This window comes from Paenibacillus montanisoli, from assembly GCF_003268025.1.
GTDB classification, from domain to species: Bacteria; Bacillota; Bacilli; order Paenibacillales; family Paenibacillaceae; genus Paenibacillus_Z; species Paenibacillus_Z montanisoli.
In genome coordinates this window covers 26,189-43,935 of the sequence record NZ_QLUW01000006.1, presented here as the reverse complement: position 1 = coordinate 43,935, position 17,747 = coordinate 26,189, and the positions used below count along the sequence as shown (strand labels likewise).

Here is a 17,747-nt window from a genome sequence, read left to right as displayed (position 1 = left end):
TCGGCTTAATACCGGTCGCGGTACTCCTGCGGGGTCATCTTGGTATATTTCTTGAAAAACCGCGAGAAATAGGCCGGCGAATCGAAGCCGACGGCCTTGCTGATATCGGTAATGCGCAGCTGTCCGCTCTTTACGAGCAGCTCCTTCGCTTTGCCGATCTTCGCTTCGGCAATGAAGTCGGTCAGAATGCTGCCGGTAATTTGCTTATACAGCCGGCACAGGTAGCTCGGATTGAGCGAAACGACCTCGCCCAGTCTCGTCAAGGACACGTCCCCGGACAGATGCTGCTCGATGTAATCGTGCAGCCGCAGCACCAGCTCGTTCGTCCGCTCTTCCTGTTCGTCGCTGCGGTGGCTGAACAACTCCGCCGCGGCGTCGAGCAAATACCAGACCGCCGCGGCTTCGCCCGCATGGCGCTCATAGTGGAACAACAGATCAAAGCGCGCCGGGAGCTCGCCTTCCCTTCTCCTCCGCAGCCGGTTCACATACGCGTAAAGCCTCAACGCCACGGCGTAGTAGGTTTCCTTGCGCAGATCGCCCCGGCCCGAGGGGATCCCGGCGAAGGCTTCCAGCACAAGCTTCCGGAATTCCTCTTGCTTGCCGCCATCCAGCAGCCGGTCCATCATCTCCGCTTGGCCCGGTCCCGACAGCAGCAGCTGCTCCGCCGATTCTGCGGCGGCTTCGCGCGACGCCCGGGCGTCCGCATTCTCCAGCACGAGCATTTCGCCGCCGGTTCCAAGACCCTCCGCCAGCAGCAGCGAGAACTCTCGCACCTTCGCGGCCACGCTGTGCCAGGGGGCCGGCGCGCTCCCGGCCGCGATGGAGACCGGTTGCTTCAAGAGCGACCGGCAGGCGCTTTGAATCGCATCGATCGTGCCGTGCACGAAGGAGACGCAGCGGCTCCAGCTTTCATCCGCCGCATCCCCTGCTGCCCCAGGCTGCATGAACCAGATGAAATCGCCGGCGTCGCCGATCACGGCCTGAAACCGTATGGCTGGCGATAGAAACTCCTCGGCGATATTTTGTATGCCGTACAACAGCAGCGACCGGTCATAGGGACCAGCCGCATGCTTCCACTCATCCACTCTGCCGATGGCAAGCAGACAGTCGGCGGCGGCGTCAAGCGGAATGCCGAGCTCCGCGAACTTCTGCGCCCGGCTCTCCATCGATAACGTCTCTCCCTGAGCCAACCGCAGGAGCAAATCCTTCTGCAGCACCGGAATCGCCGCTCTGAGGCGTTGTTTAACGCCCTCAATCAAACGGCTCTCCTCCGAATCCTCGCTGCATTTGCGGATCGCCCGGCGGATTGCCGCGACGATCTTGGCTTCGTCCTCCGTTTTAAGCAAGAAGTCGACGGCCTCGCTCCGCAGCGCGGACTGGGCGTAATCGAATTGGTTGTAGCCGGTCAGAAAAATGATTTTCGTCCTCGGCCACCACTCCCGCACCTTCTGCGCAAGCTCCAGGCCGCTCATGCCGGGCATTTGAATATCGGTAAGCAGAATGTCCACCCGCGTCGATTGCAGCCGCGCGACCGCCTCAGTTGCGGAGTAGGCGCAAAAAACGTCCAACTCGTACTCCTGCATATCTTCGCAGAGATCCTGCAAACCGCTTACGATGTAAGGCTCGTCATCCACAATCATGATTTTGAACATCGAACCGCCCCCTTTGGTACGGAATGACAATGTCGACGCGAAGGCCCCCGCCGGCGCCCTCGGACAGCCGAAGGCCGGCTTCCTCGCCGTATTTCAATTGCAGGCGCCGATGAACGTTGATCATGCCGGTGCTCTCCAAACCTTCCGACCGGTCGTTCAGCGCCTTCTCCAGCCTCGCAATGGCGACTGCGTCGATTTCCTGCCCGTTATCCTCCACGCTGACGATTACCTGCTCCCGCTCCAGCCGGAAGCCGATCGTTACCGTGCCGCCCTCCGGCCTGTTCTCGACGCCGTGCTTATAGGCGTTCTCGATGATCGGCTGTATGATGAGCCGCGGAACGGTTACGCCTTTCGCCTCTTCCGGCAGCTGGCCGAACTCGGCCTGAATCCGTTTGTGAAAGCGTATATTTTGAATTTCCGCGAAGGACCGTGAGAAATTCGCTTCATCCTCCAGCGGAATTTCTTCTTTCGTATCCCGGGTAATAAACCTGAAATATTCGCCCAAGTGATTCGCGAAGGGCATCAAATTGTCGTAGTCCTGCAGCTTGATCATTCTGCCTAGCGTAAAGAAGCTGTTGTACAGAAAGTGCGGATTGATTTGGGATTGCAGCTGTTTGAGCTCCGCCTTCTGCGCTCTGTATTTATGCACGTAGACGTCCTGGATGGACGCTTCGAGCCGCCTGACCATCTTATTGAATTGCGCATACAGAAACCGGAACTCGTCGTTGCTCCGGTGCTTGATATCCAGTCCCAAATTGCCGAGCTCCAGCATTCGGAACGCGACGATCATAGCTTTAAACGGCTTGTGGATCAGCCGGTGCATCCAAAAGGAGTAGAACAGGATGACCACCAGCGACAGCAAGGACAGCAGCCACAGCCAAATGCGATACTGCTTCAGCGGCCCAAGCACTTCGGCCTCCGGAATGAATTGCAGCAGCGTTGCGTCCAATCGGCCGGATTGCTGTTGCGCGACGATGAACCGCTGACCGTCCAATTCAATGGTCGTCAAGCCTTCACGGCCTTTCATCATCTGCTCGAACGCTCCTTCGAGCGCGGCCGGAAGCTTCTCGCCCGCGCCTTGATCAATGCGCCAATCGAGCGAATTGCCAAGCAGTACCATGCCGCCGTCATAGTTGCCGCTGAAGCGCGTCAGCTCCGATGCGATCGCGCTTCGGCTCAACTCCAGCGACAGCAGGGCGATCGGATCGCTGCCTTGGCCGAGGTCGGGCTGCCGCTTGACGATAAACAGACGGTTGTTCCACTCAACGATTTCGCCCCTCTTTCTCCGGTCGCTCGTGACGAGGCCGTCGAACGTCTTCCTTTCCAAATCATCGACCAGCCTGTCGGACGAAATCGTGCGGCGAATGAGCGGAATATATGCGGAAGCGCTGCGGATAAAGCTGCTCGAATTGCGGATCATCAGCAGCTTGCGCTGCAGGTTCAGAATCGCGGTCCGCCGTTCGTTCTCCGACAGCACGGGATCCGCGACGCTCAAGTAGAGCAGGTCGTTGTCGACGACCATCTCGTACTGCAGACCGATCATCCGGTCGAGCTCCGCCTCCAAGGTGTTCATGTCGTACCGGACCTTCGTTTGCAGCATCGTCGTGATTTCCTCCCGGACGCTTGCCGCTCCCTTCAGGTTCAGTACGAGCCCGATCGCGAACATCGGAATGACCACGGCGAAGAAGGAAAGCATGATTTTAATAAAGATCGGATCATACGGAGAGCTTCTCAGCCGTTTCATTCCACGTTCCTCCCTCGGTTATTCCTTCACGCTGCCCAGGACGATGCCTTTGATGAAATACTTTTGCAGAAACGGGTAAACGAGCAGAATCGGCAGCGCCCCCATGAAGATCTGAGCCGCCTTCGACGTTCGCTCCGATACCTCGGCGAGCGAATCAAGGCTTTGAGAAGCTACCCGAAGCAGATCCTGCTGGATGATTACCGTTTGCAAATAGCTTTGCAGCGGATAATTTTCCGGACGGTTCATGAAGATTAAGCCGTCGAACCAAGAATTCCAATGGCCAACAATCGTAAACAGAACGATCGTCGCCAGCGCAGGCGCGGAAAGCGGTACCAAAATACGCCAAAGTACGGTCCAGTGACCCGCTCCGTCCACGAACGACGCTTCCTCAAGCTCGCGCGGCAGGCCGCGGAAGAAGTTCAGCAGCAGAATGACGTTGAACACGGGCACGGCACCGGGAATAATCAAAGCCCAGATCGTATCCATCAGATACGTTTTATTTACGATCATGTACGTCGGAATGAGCCCGCCGCTGAACAGAATCGTCAGCACGAAATACCAGGCATATGCCGTCCGGTACTTGAAATCCCGTACTTCCTTCGCGAGCGGATAAGCGATTAAGATCGTTAAGAACATATTGATCAGCGTGCCAAGCCCCACCCGCTTCAGCGTTATGAGGAGCGCGTCCACAAAAGCCGGCTTGGACAGCACGTAGTCGTACGATTTGAAGGTGAAGCCTACCGGCCAGAACAGGACGGAGCCGGCCGCCGCGGCCGTTTTGGAGCTTAGCGAAATCGCCAGCACATGAATGAACGGGAGAATGCAGAGCAGGGAGATGCCGATTAAGAACGTATAATTAGCCGTTTGAAACACTTTTCTGCTATCGAGTTGAGCTCGCATGTCACGCACCGCCTTCTTTTAGAAAATGCGATAGTTGGCCAGACGATAAGCCAGCAGGTAAGATACGGAGATGAACGCCAGCGACACGATCGATTTGAACAGCCCGACCGCCGTAGCCGGTCCGAATTGCGCGTCGACCAAGCCGAGCCTGTACACGAACGTGTCGATAATATCACCGCTCTCGAATACTTGCGGGGAATACATGTTGAAGATCTGGTCGAAGCCGGCGTTCAAAATGTTCCCCAAGCTCAGCGTCGTCAGGAGCACGATGATCGGCATCATGCCCGGCAGCGTAATATGCCACGTCTGTTTCCACCGGTTCGCCCCGTCGACGATCGCCGCCTCGTACAGGTTCGGATTGATGGACGTCAGCGCCGCCAAATAGACGATCGTGGCGAAGCCGAATTCCTTCCACAGGTCGGTGACGACGACCGTAAACGGAAACCAGCGGTTATCCCCGAGAAAATATACCGACGGCAGCCCGATTCCTTCGAGCACGCGGTTCACGATTCCGGAGGAAGGCGAGAGCACGTCGATCAGAATGCCTCCGAGAATGATCCAGGACAGAAAATGCGGCAAATAAATGAGCGTCTGGATGGACCGCTTGATGAACGTCTTGCCGATCTCGTTCAGCAGGATCGCGATCCCAATCGGCACTACCAGTCCGGCGACGATCTTCATCAGGGCGATGTAGACGGTGTTGTACAGCACCTGAAAGGTGCTTGGCAGGTCGGAGATATACGTAAAGTTCCCGAAGCCGACCCACTCCGAACGGAAGAAGCCAAAGGCCGGCTTGAAATTTTGAAAAGCCATAATGATCCCGAACATCGGCCCGTAGCAGTAAATAAGGACGAGAATCGCGCCCGGCAGCAGCATGAGATGCAGCGGCATTTCCTTGATCCGTTTGCTTCGCATCGCGGTTCACCTCGGTCTGTAGGATTTAAAATCTGCCGATAAAGAAAAAGAAAGGCAGTTGTTCCTGCCTGTCTTCTCCTTTATCTATTGGGGCCTCGGCAGGCAGCTCCGGCCTATTTGTTTGTCGCGTACCAGTCGTTGACTTCCGTCGTCATCTGATCCCCGCCTAGGCTCTTCCAGTCCTCGACGAATTTATCGAACGTATCGAGCGAAGCGCCCAGAATGATCTTCGTAAACGTCTCCAGCTGCATCTTCTCGAGCGTCGCCTTCTTCTCGACCATCGTCTTCGTTGGCGCGCCGTAGAACTTCGAGATCTCCAGGCTCTGCGTTTTGTCCTTATACATTTCTTCGATCACCTTGTACGAGCTGTCATGTCCGAACACGCGCAGCGTTCCCCAGCCCGCGCGGTCGCCGCCGTTGAAGGAGACGATTTTGTCGTAATAGCCCTTCTGCTCCGGATTGAGCCCCGCCGGATCGTTCGCGTCCAATGCGGCGGTCACCTTCTTGTAGTGCCCGAAGTTGCCGCCGACCGGGTTCGACCCTGCGTCCATGACGACGCGCTCGAAGAAGTGCTCGTACGTTTTATCGCCAACGACTTCGCTGTGGAATTTCGTCGCGTCCGCATTGCCGCTAAACAGCTTCTCGTTGTCCAGGTTAAACAGCTGGATGAGCGCTTCCGGATTCTTCATCTTCTTGTTTGCTACCGTGAAGCGGTCGAATTCGATATTGACGCTGTTCTTCGCCGGCTGACCGTCCGCCGATACGAGCGGCCATACGCCCCAGTCCGCTTGCGCGTTGTTCGTCACGCTGTCCTGCAGCGGCCAGAGCGAATTCCAGAGCGCGCCGAAGTTGACGCCGACTTTGCCGGCCGTGAAGTCTTCGCCGACCTTGTTGCTATCCTTGACGCCGAATTCGCGGTCAATGAGCCCTTCCTTGTACCATTCCTGCAGCTTCGCGAGCGCTGCTTTCACTTCCGGCTGAATCGAGCCGTTGACGAGCTTGCCGTCCGCACCTTCGATCCAGATGCCCGGATACGCATGGAAGGCGCTGAACACGCCGGACGAAACGCCGACGCCGTTGCCGTACAAATCCTTCGTGAGCGCGATGCCGTACGTGTCGGCCTTGCCGTTGCCGTCCGGGTCCTGCGTTTTGAACGCGCGCATGACGTTCTCGAGCTCCTGGAACGTCTTCGGCGGCTGCAGGTTCAGCTTGTTCAGCCAGTCCGTCCGCACCCAGAGGAAGCTCAGTCTGCCGTCGTAGTCCTCATCCGGCGGAAGCGCCATTAATTTGCCGTCGAACGTCGCGGAGGCTTTGGCGAGTTGGCCCATCTCAATCGATTTTTTGGTCAGCTCGGAGCCATATTTCTCGTAAACGTCCGTCAGATCGGCCAGCATGCCGGCATCGACAAGCTGTTTCAGCTGCGAGGCGTTGACTCTGAACACGTCGGGCAGGTCGCCGGAGGAGATCGCGATATTGAGCTTCGCTTCGAATTGGTCCTCTGGCACGATCCAGTTGTACTTCACTTTGACGCCCAGCTCTTCCAAGTACGCCTTGGTGTAGTTGTTGTTCTCGAAATCTTCGCCCTCTTTGAACGCCATCGACGATGGCTGGTCCCGAATCGCCGTTACCGTAATCGGTGGATCGAATTTTCCTGTCTCGTCTGTGCTTGACCCGCCATTGTTCCCCTCATTGCTGTTGCTGCTGCACGCCGTCACCAGCATTACCGTCGCCGCCAACTGCACAAGCATGATCTGTTTCCATCTCGCCATATCGTCCGCCTGCCTCCTTGATTGGGATTGTGGATGTGTACGACTCCAAGATAGAACGGCGGCGGCGCGTTGTATACGCGAACTTCTTTACGCCGCTTGCCCGATTTTGACATCGGAGCGAGAAAGTCAAGATAGCGCAATGGAAGTCAAAAATAAGCTTCGTTTATGGGGCGCTTATTAGCCTCCGGTCTCCCCCGGCTTGCGCGTCCGCCACTCGTCTCCCCACAGCTTCGTGCAGCCGCCGAACGCCTTGCGGTATTCCTGCCTCCAGTAGTGAATGTCATGCAGCGTGATCGCCGGTTTGTTCTGCCGCTCTGCCCGGCCAGGTAGTTTCCCGAACGGCTTGTGCGGCTCGGTCTGGTACCAGTACGCGACCGTCACGATATCCAGCGTCAGGCAGTTGTTATGTCCGTGCTCGATGCTGCCCCGCAAGGATTTGTCAAAATAAATCGGGTCCTCGAGCAGAAACCGGTAACTGTGCGTGCGTCCAAGAAAGCCGCCGATCTTATCCGGCACTTTGGCATAGCCGAAATACGGGTGCAAATACTGTTCGTCCGGGCAATAGGCCGTGTTGAAGAAATCCTCGGTTCCCGTGCCGTGCAGGGAGCCCGGCCATGCCTCGCCGTCGATCATCCACATGTCGTCGCCTTCGCCGTACCACATCGTGCTCGGGTTATCCACGTAATACTGGAGCCCGACAAAATGGCCTTTGCCCTCGATATCCGCGAATACATAATTGTGCTCATCGCTCTGGTTTGGCCGCTGCGGCACGAGCCCCAGATGCTCGTTCTCTCCTTGCTCTGGATCCGCGTCCGTAAGCTCGCGCCTCCACTGGGCGTGGAAACGTCCGGCATCATCGGGGATTTCGTCATGTTCTTCGTAGTCGATATAGAAATAGAGCGAATCCAGCTCTTGGTCGGATTCGTTATCGACGACAATGACCGCGCCATTGCCGAACGGCATCGGGAAATAGCAGTTCAGCGCGTAGCCCTTTCTCGGCGCCGCGGCCAGCGGCAGCGACGTGAAATTGTACTGCTCGCCCCAGCCTTGGCCGAAGAAATCGCCAAGGGGGGACTCCACGCTTGGCTCGGTCTCTCCATCCCAATACATGCGGATGACCGCATTGCGGCGGATCATCGGATCGGGCGAGCTGTGGGTCATCCAGATGTGACGGATAATGCCCGCCCCTTCGATCCGCGCCAGTTCCTTCCTCGTGCCCGGCGGCACGGGCACGGAATCGTCATTCCCGCCTGAACGGTCATAGCTGGAAATCCGCTTGCTGCGGACGCCTGACCGAAGCTTATATAGATCATCCATTTGTTTCATGTCTTCATTCCCTCCATTTGCTTGGCTGCTTGCCTGATCAGGCGCTCGCCATCCATGAACGCGCTTTCTTGTTCGTAGTTTGATGTTCGCTTTCGGCAGGACGAAAGTAAATCTTCAAAATCTACGATCGTATCGATAATTCAATAAACGCAGAAAAAGCCAGTATCGGCGGGGTGCCGGCACTGGCCTGGGTTTGGCGGGTTTTACATCATTTACTATTTTCGCATGCGGTACTCATGGGGAGTGACGCCGATCTGTTTACGGAACAGCTGAGAGAAATACGAGGCGTTCCCGATGCCTACCTCCATGCCGATCATCTCGATCGGAAGGGCGGTCGCGCGAAGCAGCCGGCAGGCTTCCTTCAAGCGCCGGGCGATCAAGTATTCGGTAATGCTGCTACCCGTCTCGGACCGGAACACGCGGGAGAGATGGAACTTGGACAGGTGCAGCGCGCCCGCCATTTCTTCGAGATCAAACTTTTCTTGGTAGCGCGCGTTTATCCACTTCATGATTTGCTCGGAATGCCTGGCGCTTCCGCCCGGTACCGCCCCTCCTTCCGGGGCTGACTGCTCCGCCATCGTACGAATGAGCTGGACGAGCTGGGCAAAGAACAGCGTCCCTTCTTCCGATTGCCAACCCGCGGTCCCTCCGATCCGATCGGCAAAATAACGAAGCAGCTGCTCCAGCAGCTCTCCTCGCTCACCGAGCTCGAACGCTTGACGGACAAGCCGCCCCTGCCACAGCTGCATGAAGAAACGGTGCAGCTCGGGGAACGCGCGAAGGTGCTCCTCCAGCACCGGCGGCATGAAATGCAGAATGGTGCGCTCGTAAGGCGCTTCGGCATCGATCTCCGCATGAACCCGGTGCAATTGATCGGGCTGGAAGAAGAACAGCGTACCTGCCTTCAGCTCGTAGGTCCGCTCCCGAACGACGACCTTCCCCCGGCCCCGGTGCACGTACAGCAGCTCGGCTGCTAGATGGCTGTGGTAGTAGCCGTCGAAAGGCCGGTCCGACCTCAGCCGGTAATCGAACGCGAAGGGTCTCGCGCTGCTCTCGAATGCATCTTTGCCGCTCATCATTCCGCTCCCCTCCAACATAGCAATAGAACAACATTTTCGCGCAACGGGCCAAGATCGGACTCGGTTTCCCGCTAGTACAATAAGCTTATATCTTTTTAACCGAGGTGAACGAGAGTGATGGATGCTTTATATTTCACTACCATTATGGAACGACTGCAGAAGAAAGTGGACGGCATGATCGTCCGGATCGGAGACAAATGTCCCGAAGCCGCGGGCAGCGACGGCATTTACCGGCATCGGGAGCCGGATTACTGGACGTCCGGATTCTGGCCCGGCCTGCTGTGGGTCATGTACGCCCAGACGGGCAAGACGCACTATAAGGAAGCGGCATGGAATTGGGATGCGCGGCTAAGCCAGTATCTGAATAAGCCTACCCAGGAAATTCATCACGACGTCGGCTTCCAATTTCTGTCCACGGCCGTCATTAAACATAAGCTGACCGGCGATCCGGAGGGCTTGCGAATCGGCCTTCAGGCCGCAAGCTTCTTGGCCGGGCGCTTCAATCCGGCCGGCAATTTCATCCGCGCCTGGAACTATCATTTTACCGGCTGGGCGATCATCGACTGCATGATGAATCTGTCGCTGCTGTTCTGGGCCTCGGAGATGGCGGACGATCCCCGCTTCAAGCATATCGCGGTCCGTCATGCCGATACGGCGCTGCAGCACTTCGTTCGCCCTGACGGCTCCGTGAATCATATCGTCAGCTTCGATCCGGAGAGCGGCGCGTTCATCGAGGCGCTTGGCGGCCAAGGCTACTCGCCGACGTCCGCGTGGAGCCGCGGCACGACATGGGCGCTGTACGGCTTCGCCAATGCGTACAAATATACCGGCGATGCGAAATACTTGGACGCTTCCAAGCGGGTCGCCCATTTCTTCCTTGCCTCCTTGCCGGAGAACGGCATCCCGCCATGGGATTTCCGCGCGCCAAACGCCGGTTCGGAGCCTAGAGATACGTCCGCTGCGGCGATTGCGGCATCAGGCCTGCTGGAGCTTGCCAAGCTGGTTCCCGCGGAGGAAAGCGGCTATTATTCCGACTGGGCCGCCCGGATCGCGCGGTCGCTGACCGAGCATTATGCAGCCTGGGAGCAGCCGGAGCACGAAGCGATCTTGCTGGAAGGGACCGGACATAAGCCCGCGAACACGAACATCGGCGTCTCGCTCATTTACGGCGATTACTTCTATGTGGAAGCGGTCGCGAAGCTGAGCGGCTGGACGGGAGCCGTCTACTAGAGCTTGGCATAGACGATTTCGATCGGGATGCCGGTCGGATCGTCCATGGGAGGGTCGTTCGTTAACCGCACTAAACGATCGGGATTCTCATGGATTCGTTGTGCCGTCAGCGCAAGGACCGTCGCATCGAGAACATCGTCGATCTTGGCGGACATATCGCCGCTCCAGACCAGACTTCCATTCGAAGCAACATACTCGATGAAGTTCGGGAAGCGCGTTTGGATAACCGCGAGCCGTTCGAAGATGCCGGGCAGCCGATGCTTGCTCGAGAAGCTGTCCCGATTCGATAATGCCATAAAACATAGCTCGGGATGCGCCTCCAAGGCGATCGACCGATCCGGCAGGCTAAGTACGAACTCGCGTACATTCGCGATCCTCGGCACCAGAGCATAGCCGGGCGGCGTCAGCTTGAGCCCCGTGTCCCGAACGTTAAAGCCATTAACGGCATCGTACAGCGCCTGAGGCGTCAGCTTCACATCCGCGGATTGCCGCCGCTGCCATTCCGCCAGCGCATCGTAGCTGGGCGCATGGAAGCATCGCTTCTTATTGGCCGGGCCAAGAAACTCCATCGCCAATTCGTCGGGGCGGCGTTTGCCGCCGCCGCTAAGCCCAAGCGGCATATCGATCAGCAGCTTCCGGCAGCCGGCGCCGTATTCCGCCCATAGCTCTTCCAACTGCGCGACTTGAACATATCGAATCGTTGGCTTTCCTTGGTCGCGGTCAACTAGCGCGGCAACCCATTGATTTTGGGATCCGTCAACTCCGATATACATGGTTAGCTTATATCCTCCATTTTGAAATGCCCTTAATAGCTTCTTCGCGAAGCCATTAAGGGCATTGTTATTCATTCATGCGTCATGCGCTAGCCTCTGCCCACGACCGGCGGCACGAAACGGACTTCCGTATCATCGGCAGGCCGCAGGAACGACAGGTCGCATCCCTCGTGCGCCTGCAATACCGTATCGTTAAATAAGCGAGGGTACCCTCTCTTATGCTTGGCGTCCGCAGGCTTCCAAGCCTTCTTCCTCTCCGTGAGCTCTTCATCGGAGATCGCCAGCGTCAGCCGGCCTTCCCCGATTTCGATTTCGATCCAATCCCCGGTATGAACAAGCGCCAGCGGGCCGCCGGCGGCAGCTTCCGGCGATACGTGCAAAATAACGGTGCCATAGCTCGTTCCGCTCATCCGCGCATCGCTGATCCGCACCATGTCGCGCACGCCTTCGCGAAGCAGCTTTCGCGGAATCGGAATCGCTCCCCATTCCGGCATTCCCGCTCCGATCGGGCCGCAATTGCGAAGGATCAAGACCGTATCGGCATCGACGTCCAACGACTCGTCCGCCAGCTGGTCTAACATGAGCTCGTAATCGTCGAATACGAGCGCCCTGCCGCGGTGCCGATCCCGAAGCTTCGACGCCGACAGCTTCAATACCGCGCCGTCCGGCGCGAGGTTCCCCTTCAGCACCGCGATGCCCGACACCGCCGATACCGGCCGCTCCGGCGATACGATGACATCGGTGTGACGCGGCGACTTGGCGTAGGCTTCTTGAATGGTCGTGCCAAGCGCCGTCAAGCTTTCGCCGTGCAGCCAAGGCAGCAGCTCGCGGATGACCGCGGGAAGCCCGCCCGCATCGAAGAAGTCGTCCATGCCGTAGCGGCCGCTCGGCTGCAGATCGACGAGCAGCGGCACGCCCTTCGACAGCTCCGCGTACCGCTCCAGCGGGATGCGAATGCCTAGCCGCCCGGCAATCGCGGTCAAATGAATGACCGCGTTCGTCGAACCGCCGAGCGCCGCGAGCAGCCGGATCGCATTGTCGAAGGCACGCTCGGTCAGCAGCTTGTCTACCGTCAGGCCTTCGCGCACCATTTCGACGATACGCTTGCCCGTTTCCTCCGCCGCGATCTTCCGCGAGGAATGCGAAGCCGGGATGGTCGATGTGCCAGGGAGCATAACGCCGAGCATCTCGGCCAAGCTCTTCATCGTCGAAGCCGTGCCCATGACCGGACAGCCGCCGCGCGAGCAGGACATGCACTGCTCCAGCTCCCGGACATCCTCATCGCTTAACTTGCCGGCTGCATACTCATCCATGTAGGTCCACAAATCTGTGCCGTAATGGACCGGTTTGCCGCGGAAGCTTCCGGAGGCGCGGTGGCCCGCCGCAAGCATCAGCGCCGGCAGCCTGCTGCTGGCGGCTCCCATGAGCTGCGCCGGCGTCGTTTTATCGCATTCGCAGAGCAAGACAACGCCGTCGAGCGGCAGTGATCGAATTTGCTCTTCTACATCCATCGCCATTAAATTGCGATAAGGCAGGTCGGACGGCTTCATGAAATCCGACGGCGTCGTGATCGTGTGCATTTCAAGCGGGTAGCCTCCGGCCAGCAGGATGCCCCGCTTTACGTATTCGACCAATTCCTTATGAGGCATGTTGCAGCTGTTTAGATCATTCCAAGAATTAAAGATGCCGATCACGGGCTTGCCCACGAAAGAGTCCGGGACATGGCCGTTCGACCGCATCGCCGAACGGTGCTGAAACCGCGTTTCTGCCGACGGATGGTCGAACCAGGCCTCGCTTCTAAGCTTCATCTACTTTCCCCATCCCATAGAAGTTTCGAATATCGCCCTAAAAGTAGCACGCGGCCACAAGGGTGTCAATTGCGCGAGGCACACCTATTTTTACGTTTGATCTCGATTTCTTACGTTTCATTTACTTGTTTGCTGCCACCCGCAAAAAAAAGCCGAGCCCGCTCAGATTTCCGCCTGAACAACCCGGCTTTCCTATCCTTCATCATGGAACAGTTCATCCAAAACCTTCTCCCTGTTCTCCAGAAATCGTCTCGTCACAATATAATGCAGCGTATCCTCGTAACGGATCTCCTCCACCGGCTGCTCGTCGAAATTCAAAATCCGCGCATCGGGATACCCAAGCAAGATCGGAGAATGCGTAGCAATGATAAATTGCGCTTCATGCTCCAGGTCCTTGATGATCCGCAGAAGGGCTAACTGCCGCGCAGGCGACAGCGCCGCCTCAGGCTCGTCCAGCAGGTAGATCGCTCGTTTGCCGAAACGGTTGTTAAACAGGGAAAGAAACGCTTCCCCGTGCGATTGCTTATGCAAGGAGCGCCCGCCGTAGTATTGCAGGCTCCCCGGCATCGTGTCCAAATGCGAGGCAAAGTGGTAGAACGTTTCCGCCCGCATAAAGAAGCCGTTCGTAATCTTCGGCATCCACGAGAGCCGGATGTATTCGCCCAAGCCGGAATGCGACGCATCGACGTCATACGCATTATTCCGGCCGCCGCCCGCCGTATTAAACCCGCACTGATACGCGATTGCCTCCAGCAGCGTCGATTTCCCCGAGCCGTTTTCCCCGACGAAGAACGTCACGTTCGTCTCAAATGCCAGTGATTTCATCTGCTGCAGCGCCGGAACGCTGAACGGATAATCCGTCGATCCTTCCGGATTCATAAGCTCAAGCCTTCGCAGAAACAATCGATCACTCCCCTTTGATCGTAAACACGCCTACTTGCTCTTAATCAGCAATCGCACCGCCTCGGCAACCAGCTCGCTCGTATCGCCGCCTGATTGTTGTTCCTCACGCAGGCATTGCTCCAAGTTCTTCGCCACAATGTACGCAATCGCTTTATCCGCGGCGCTGCGAACGGCGGATATTTGCGCCACCACGTCTTTGCAATGCTTCTCTTCTTCCATCATATTAAGCACGCCCCGGACCTGACCTTCCAGCCGCCGCATGCGCTTCTTTAAGTCATCATCGTAAATGTTCACGCGATCCCTCCATCCATACCCCCACCCGTACACGTTCTATTATGACCCGAAAACAAAACGATCACAACTTCTTCGGCTACTCGTCCGGCAAGAGATTCATGCCATAAACAAAGAGGCCCGCCTATTACCGGCGGGCTTCTGCTTCATAGCTCTCATTCATGTACTTAACCCGGCATCCTTCTTAAGCCAGTTAACAAAATCCCGCTGATTCTCTTCCGATACACCATGGTCAGTCGGGTAAAGTTTAAATTCCAGGCGGTTCGTATGGTCCTTCAAATATTCCGCCGTCTCATGGCCGATACGAACAGGAAATACCGAATCATATTCACCATGTGAAATAAATACGGAAACATCCTTCACGCTTCGAATTGGATACTCCGACTTCACGAAGTCAGGAATATATCCATTTAACGCAACGATTCCCTTCAGCTGCTCCCCCATCACCAGCGCAAGCGTCATGGATAGAATTGCGCCTTGGCTAAACCCGAGCAAATACCGTTTGCCAGGATCAATCGGATACTTCTCCGTTGCATAATGAATGAATCCTTCGAGCTGCTTGACCGCGTCGTCAAAGATCTCCCGTATGGGATTGCCTAGACTTTTCAGCTCGTAATACTGGTAACCGGCGCCGAGCGGCAAATTGCCGCGAATGCCGATGACAATGAAATCCTCAGACAGCGGAGCGGCTAAACCGAACATATTTCGTTCATTCGAGCCTTTGCCGTGCAAGGTAAAGATGGTCGGATATTTCTTTCCCGGCTCCAGGTTGAGCGGCATGTGAATGTCGTATGGATACATCGGTTGCATTGTGGATCCACCTTCCTTTACGCACTGCGTTTATTCATCATCATACGATCGATGGAAAGCGGAGTCTTATCGGCAACAACCAAATACAACGTCACCAAAATAAATCCGAGATCCAGCTCATATCCGGCCATTTGACCGTTACCAAGAAGTCCGGCCGACAGCTTCGTCGTGGCAATAGCGCCGAGGAGCATGACGACAAACAAACCCGATACATAGCGAGTGAACAAGCCCGCAATCAGCATGATCCCGCCCGCTAACTCAAGCACCGCAACGACGTAAGCCAAAAATCCGGGGACGCCGATCGAGCCAAAAAATGCTTCAACATTACTCAGCCCCATTTTAAACTTGTCTATTCCGTGGAACACGAATATGATTCCCATCACCACACGCATCATGGTCGATATAACTGCAGTCTTTGACATTCGTTTTCTCTCCCCCCATAAAATATTAGTAATAAAGAAATAAATTTTATATAAGTAATTTAAAACGAAACGCTTTGTCCTGTCAATGGAAAAATTACTATTAGCGAATTATATTCAGTATTACAAATATTTAAGCAGCGCTATTCTGTTACTACTAGCTAGGCATCGGATCAGGCGATTTCACATAGGGTGATAAAGGAACGAAGGTCTTCTGATAAGGGAGCTGAGGAAATGGACTTTGAGAACGGCGCGCTCTATGAGCTCCGATTTTGGCTGCAAGTGCTAGGGGATCATGCGAGATTTATCCGGGATGCGCTGGCTCCGGGAGAGGCAGCGGAAATAACCAGAGCACAGCAGTTCGTTCAGGCCTACGATAGCTTGTTGAATTCGGCAAGGCAGAACCTGGATCGCGCGGGCATTGCTGCCTTGCTTAATATGGCGAATCCGTTGAACGTGCAATTTCGCGCGTATAAGCTTCATTTGCTGAAGCGGTCGCTAACGGGAACGATCGTCATTTCGCTGGCTCCTACGTTTTTGAATCACAATGTCAACGAGCTCGACGAAGCGATGCGCGTATTTGCGGCGCTGACGCGCAGCCAGCTGCCTCCTCCGGGACCGGCGCTTCACCAGCATTTATTATGGCTTCATGACGCGATCGGCCACGCGGGCATCTTGTCGTGCCAATTCGATCTGGTAGAGAAGGCTTGGAAAAACAGGAGCGATGCATTCGAACGCGACTTCGAAGCCTTCTATCTCAAAGCGATCGAGCTTGCGGGTTATATGCGAACCGAATTGACGGATTTCCCTGCATTGCGCCGATTCAATCAAGACGCGAATGCCGTTATGCTCATCTTCATGAAATTTCTGTCCGAAGTGGAGGAGCTCACCGAGGGCAAAGAATTGCTGAGCACGTTATCACTGCTGATCCCCGATCATATGTACCGGGAAGAATGCTACTATTTACAAAAGCTTTCTCAAGCCGCCCAAGGCGTGCCTCGTCCCGTTTGCGATCCTGCCAAGCCTAGAGCCGGGAACTAATCGATCCTCCGTCTGAATAGCGAGCAAAGCAGCAGAACCAAAGGAATCAACAATTGGAAAGGCGCCGAAAGCCATGGCCATATATGCTTTTGAAACGCGATCACGTCCAGTTGATTCGGATGAAGAAACATAGACAGCTCTAACAGAGCGAGCCCGAGGGGCACGATGTAAATCCGGTAATTCCGGCTCCCAACCGTCTGCGCCAGAGCTAAAGAGGCCGCAAACAGACAGACGGTCAGCTTCGTGAATTCGCCGAACACCCAAACGGTAAATACGATCGGCTCGATTCGTTCGAAAAAGTCCCCTACGGAGATGTACATCGAGCTCGTATACGCTGGGAGTATTTGTTTGCTCGCGAGCTCGCCCAATACCATGATATTGATGAAATGGCTTACGATCAGGAAGACGCCGGACATTCCGATGGCGGAGAGGACGGTTTTTTTTACTCTTGCTGCTCTGTTCACGAAAGGGATGATCATGACGAACAGCACCGTCTCTCCCAGAGGGAACGTCGCGATTTGCGCGGCTCCATCGAAGACGGACCGCCAGCCCGCTTCCAATACGGGAAACAAATTGCCGGGCATCATATCCGGCATCAATAATACTGTGAATAGAATGCTCTGCAAGACGACGAAGAGCATTAAGATGAGCGCGCATCTGCAAATGACTTCAATCCCTTGATAAGCGGCCCATGCCGAAATCGAGATCATGATCACGCTGATGACGACGCCTGGGGTTCGAGGCAATAGCACGGTCGAAGTAAGATCTTCGAAATTGCGCAAAACGTAAGCCCCTAGCTGGAAGCCGTAACAGGTGTATAAGAGCCCGACTGCTTTCCCCGTCCAAGCTCCAAGCAGGGTCTGGGCGATTTGGACAACCGACTTTTGCGGGTATGCTCTGCAAAGCATCGCATAGACCCAGCCGATACAGAGTCCGCCAAGGGTGCCGATTACGGCGGAGATCCAAGAATCATGCCCCTTGGTGTACCCGACGGGCAACGACATCGAGCTTGCTGTCATGAATACGAACATGAGCGTCCAAAGCTCCGTATTCGAGATAACGTTGTTTTGTCCAGAACTTTTCATCC

16 protein-coding genes are annotated in these 17,747 nt (G+C 56.0%); 2 read left to right on the top strand and 14 right to left on the bottom strand.

Features of this window, described 5'->3' with window-relative positions; genetic code table 11:
- Nucleotides 1-5: 5 nt before the first annotated feature.
- From DL346_RS25070 to DL346_RS25040, 7 genes are all read right to left on the bottom strand, one after another.
- Nucleotides 6-1,652, bottom strand: a complete 1,647-nt coding sequence (locus tag DL346_RS25070; protein ID WP_112885139.1) for a response regulator transcription factor — start codon at nucleotides 1,650-1,652, stop codon at nucleotides 6-8.
- On the bottom strand, nucleotides 1,627-3,396 hold the full coding sequence (locus DL346_RS25065) for a sensor histidine kinase (RefSeq protein WP_112885138.1): 1,770 nt from the start codon (nucleotides 3,394-3,396) through the stop codon (nucleotides 1,627-1,629). The genes DL346_RS25070 and DL346_RS25065 overlap by 26 nt, the downstream gene beginning before the upstream one ends.
- 18 nt (nucleotides 3,397-3,414) lie before the next feature.
- A complete protein-coding gene (locus tag DL346_RS25060; protein WP_112885137.1) occupies nucleotides 3,415-4,296 on the bottom strand; it encodes a carbohydrate ABC transporter permease in 882 nt (293 codons plus the stop codon).
- Between the two features lie 18 nt (nucleotides 4,297-4,314).
- The gene (locus DL346_RS25055; protein ID WP_112885136.1) at nucleotides 4,315-5,211 is read right to left on the bottom strand and encodes an ABC transporter permease; all 897 of its coding nucleotides are present in this window, start codon (nucleotides 5,209-5,211) and stop codon (nucleotides 4,315-4,317) included.
- 113 nt (nucleotides 5,212-5,324) lie between these two features.
- Nucleotides 5,325-6,980 (bottom strand): extracellular solute-binding protein, encoded by a 1,656-nt coding sequence (locus DL346_RS25050; RefSeq protein ID WP_112885135.1) that lies wholly within the window; start codon nucleotides 6,978-6,980, stop codon nucleotides 5,325-5,327.
- A 177-nt stretch (nucleotides 6,981-7,157) separates the two neighbouring features.
- Nucleotides 7,158-8,306, bottom strand: a complete 1,149-nt coding sequence (locus DL346_RS25045; RefSeq protein WP_112885134.1) for a glycoside hydrolase family 172 protein — start codon at nucleotides 8,304-8,306, stop codon at nucleotides 7,158-7,160.
- A gap of 215 nt (nucleotides 8,307-8,521) precedes the next feature.
- Nucleotides 8,522-9,385, bottom strand: coding sequence for an AraC family transcriptional regulator (locus DL346_RS25040; protein WP_165822661.1), 864 nt, complete (start codon nucleotides 9,383-9,385; stop codon nucleotides 8,522-8,524).
- 117 nt (nucleotides 9,386-9,502) lie between these two features.
- On the opposite strand from DL346_RS25040, the gene DL346_RS25035 reads away from it, so the two are divergent.
- On the top strand, nucleotides 9,503-10,615 hold the full coding sequence (locus DL346_RS25035) for a glycoside hydrolase family 88 protein (RefSeq protein WP_112885132.1): 1,113 nt from the start codon (nucleotides 9,503-9,505) through the stop codon (nucleotides 10,613-10,615).
- On the opposite strand, the gene DL346_RS25030 is transcribed toward DL346_RS25035, so the two are convergent.
- The 6 genes from DL346_RS25030 to DL346_RS25005 all read right to left on the bottom strand — a co-directional run bounded on the left by DL346_RS25030 (nucleotide 10,612) and on the right by DL346_RS25005 (nucleotide 15,622).
- Nucleotides 10,612-11,388: a DUF429 domain-containing protein gene (locus DL346_RS25030; protein WP_165822660.1), complete on the bottom strand. Its 777-nt coding sequence runs from the start codon at nucleotides 11,386-11,388 to the stop codon at nucleotides 10,612-10,614. The genes DL346_RS25035 and DL346_RS25030 overlap by 4 nt on opposite strands.
- An 89-nt stretch (nucleotides 11,389-11,477) precedes the next feature.
- Nucleotides 11,478-13,196, bottom strand: coding sequence for a dihydroxy-acid dehydratase (locus DL346_RS25025; RefSeq protein WP_112885130.1), 1,719 nt, complete (start codon nucleotides 13,194-13,196; stop codon nucleotides 11,478-11,480).
- Between the two features lie 192 nt (nucleotides 13,197-13,388).
- A complete protein-coding gene (locus tag DL346_RS25020) occupies nucleotides 13,389-14,075 on the bottom strand; it encodes an AAA family ATPase (protein WP_112885448.1) in 687 nt (228 codons plus the stop codon).
- A 54-nt stretch (nucleotides 14,076-14,129) separates the two neighbouring features.
- A complete protein-coding gene (locus DL346_RS25015; RefSeq protein ID WP_112885129.1) occupies nucleotides 14,130-14,393 on the bottom strand; it encodes a metal-sensitive transcriptional regulator in 264 nt (87 codons plus the stop codon).
- Nucleotides 14,394-14,549: 156 nt separating this feature from the next.
- Complete coding sequence (locus DL346_RS25010; protein WP_112885128.1) at nucleotides 14,550-15,200, bottom strand: alpha/beta hydrolase; 651 nt, start codon at nucleotides 15,198-15,200, stop codon at nucleotides 14,550-14,552.
- A 17-nt stretch (nucleotides 15,201-15,217) separates the two neighbouring features.
- Nucleotides 15,218-15,622 (bottom strand): DoxX family protein, encoded by a 405-nt coding sequence (locus DL346_RS25005; protein WP_112885127.1) that lies wholly within the window; start codon nucleotides 15,620-15,622, stop codon nucleotides 15,218-15,220.
- Between the two features lie 231 nt (nucleotides 15,623-15,853).
- On the opposite strand from DL346_RS25005, the gene DL346_RS25000 reads away from it, so the two are divergent.
- On the top strand, nucleotides 15,854-16,660 hold the full coding sequence (locus tag DL346_RS25000) for a DUF2935 domain-containing protein (RefSeq protein WP_112885126.1): 807 nt from the start codon (nucleotides 15,854-15,856) through the stop codon (nucleotides 16,658-16,660).
- Here DL346_RS25000 and DL346_RS24995 read toward each other — a convergent pair.
- Entirely contained in the window at nucleotides 16,657-17,745 is a 1,089-nt protein-coding gene (locus DL346_RS24995) for a GerAB/ArcD/ProY family transporter (RefSeq protein ID WP_112885125.1), read from the bottom strand. The genes DL346_RS25000 and DL346_RS24995 overlap by 4 nt on opposite strands.
- Nucleotides 17,746-17,747: the final 2 nt, after the last annotated feature.

Excerpts from the sequence above, each read along its gene's own strand:
- DL346_RS25070 (WP_112885139.1), bottom strand. The coding sequence starts at position 1,652 with ATGTTCAAAATCATGATTGTGGATGACGAGCCTTACATCGTAAGCGGT.
- DL346_RS25065 (WP_112885138.1), bottom strand. The coding sequence starts at position 3,396 with ATGAAACGGCTGAGAAGCTCTCCGTATGATCCGATCTTTATTAAAATC.
- DL346_RS25060 (WP_112885137.1), bottom strand. The coding sequence starts at position 4,296 with ATGCGAGCTCAACTCGATAGCAGAAAAGTGTTTCAAACGGCTAATTAT.
- DL346_RS25055 (WP_112885136.1), bottom strand. The coding sequence starts at position 5,211 with ATGCGAAGCAAACGGATCAAGGAAATGCCGCTGCATCTCATGCTGCTG.
- DL346_RS25050 (WP_112885135.1), bottom strand. The coding sequence starts at position 6,980 with ATGGCGAGATGGAAACAGATCATGCTTGTGCAGTTGGCGGCGACGGTA.
- DL346_RS25045 (WP_112885134.1), bottom strand. The coding sequence starts at position 8,306 with ATGAAACAAATGGATGATCTATATAAGCTTCGGTCAGGCGTCCGCAGC.
- DL346_RS25040 (WP_165822661.1), bottom strand. The coding sequence starts at position 9,385 with ATGATGAGCGGCAAAGATGCATTCGAGAGCAGCGCGAGACCCTTCGCG.
- DL346_RS25035 (WP_112885132.1), top strand. The coding sequence starts at position 9,503 with ATGGATGCTTTATATTTCACTACCATTATGGAACGACTGCAGAAGAAA.
- DL346_RS25030 (WP_165822660.1), bottom strand. The coding sequence starts at position 11,388 with ATGTATATCGGAGTTGACGGATCCCAAAATCAATGGGTTGCCGCGCTA.
- DL346_RS25025 (WP_112885130.1), bottom strand. The coding sequence starts at position 13,196 with ATGAAGCTTAGAAGCGAGGCCTGGTTCGACCATCCGTCGGCAGAAACG.
- DL346_RS25020 (WP_112885448.1), bottom strand. The coding sequence starts at position 14,075 with ATGAATCCGGAAGGATCGACGGATTATCCGTTCAGCGTTCCGGCGCTG.
- DL346_RS25010 (WP_112885128.1), bottom strand. The coding sequence starts at position 15,200 with ATGCAACCGATGTATCCATACGACATTCACATGCCGCTCAACCTGGAG.
- DL346_RS25005 (WP_112885127.1), bottom strand. The coding sequence starts at position 15,622 with ATGTCAAAGACTGCAGTTATATCGACCATGATGCGTGTGGTGATGGGA.
- DL346_RS25000 (WP_112885126.1), top strand. The coding sequence starts at position 15,854 with ATGGACTTTGAGAACGGCGCGCTCTATGAGCTCCGATTTTGGCTGCAA.
- DL346_RS24995 (WP_112885125.1), bottom strand. The coding sequence starts at position 17,745 with ATGAAAAGTTCTGGACAAAACAACGTTATCTCGAATACGGAGCTTTGG.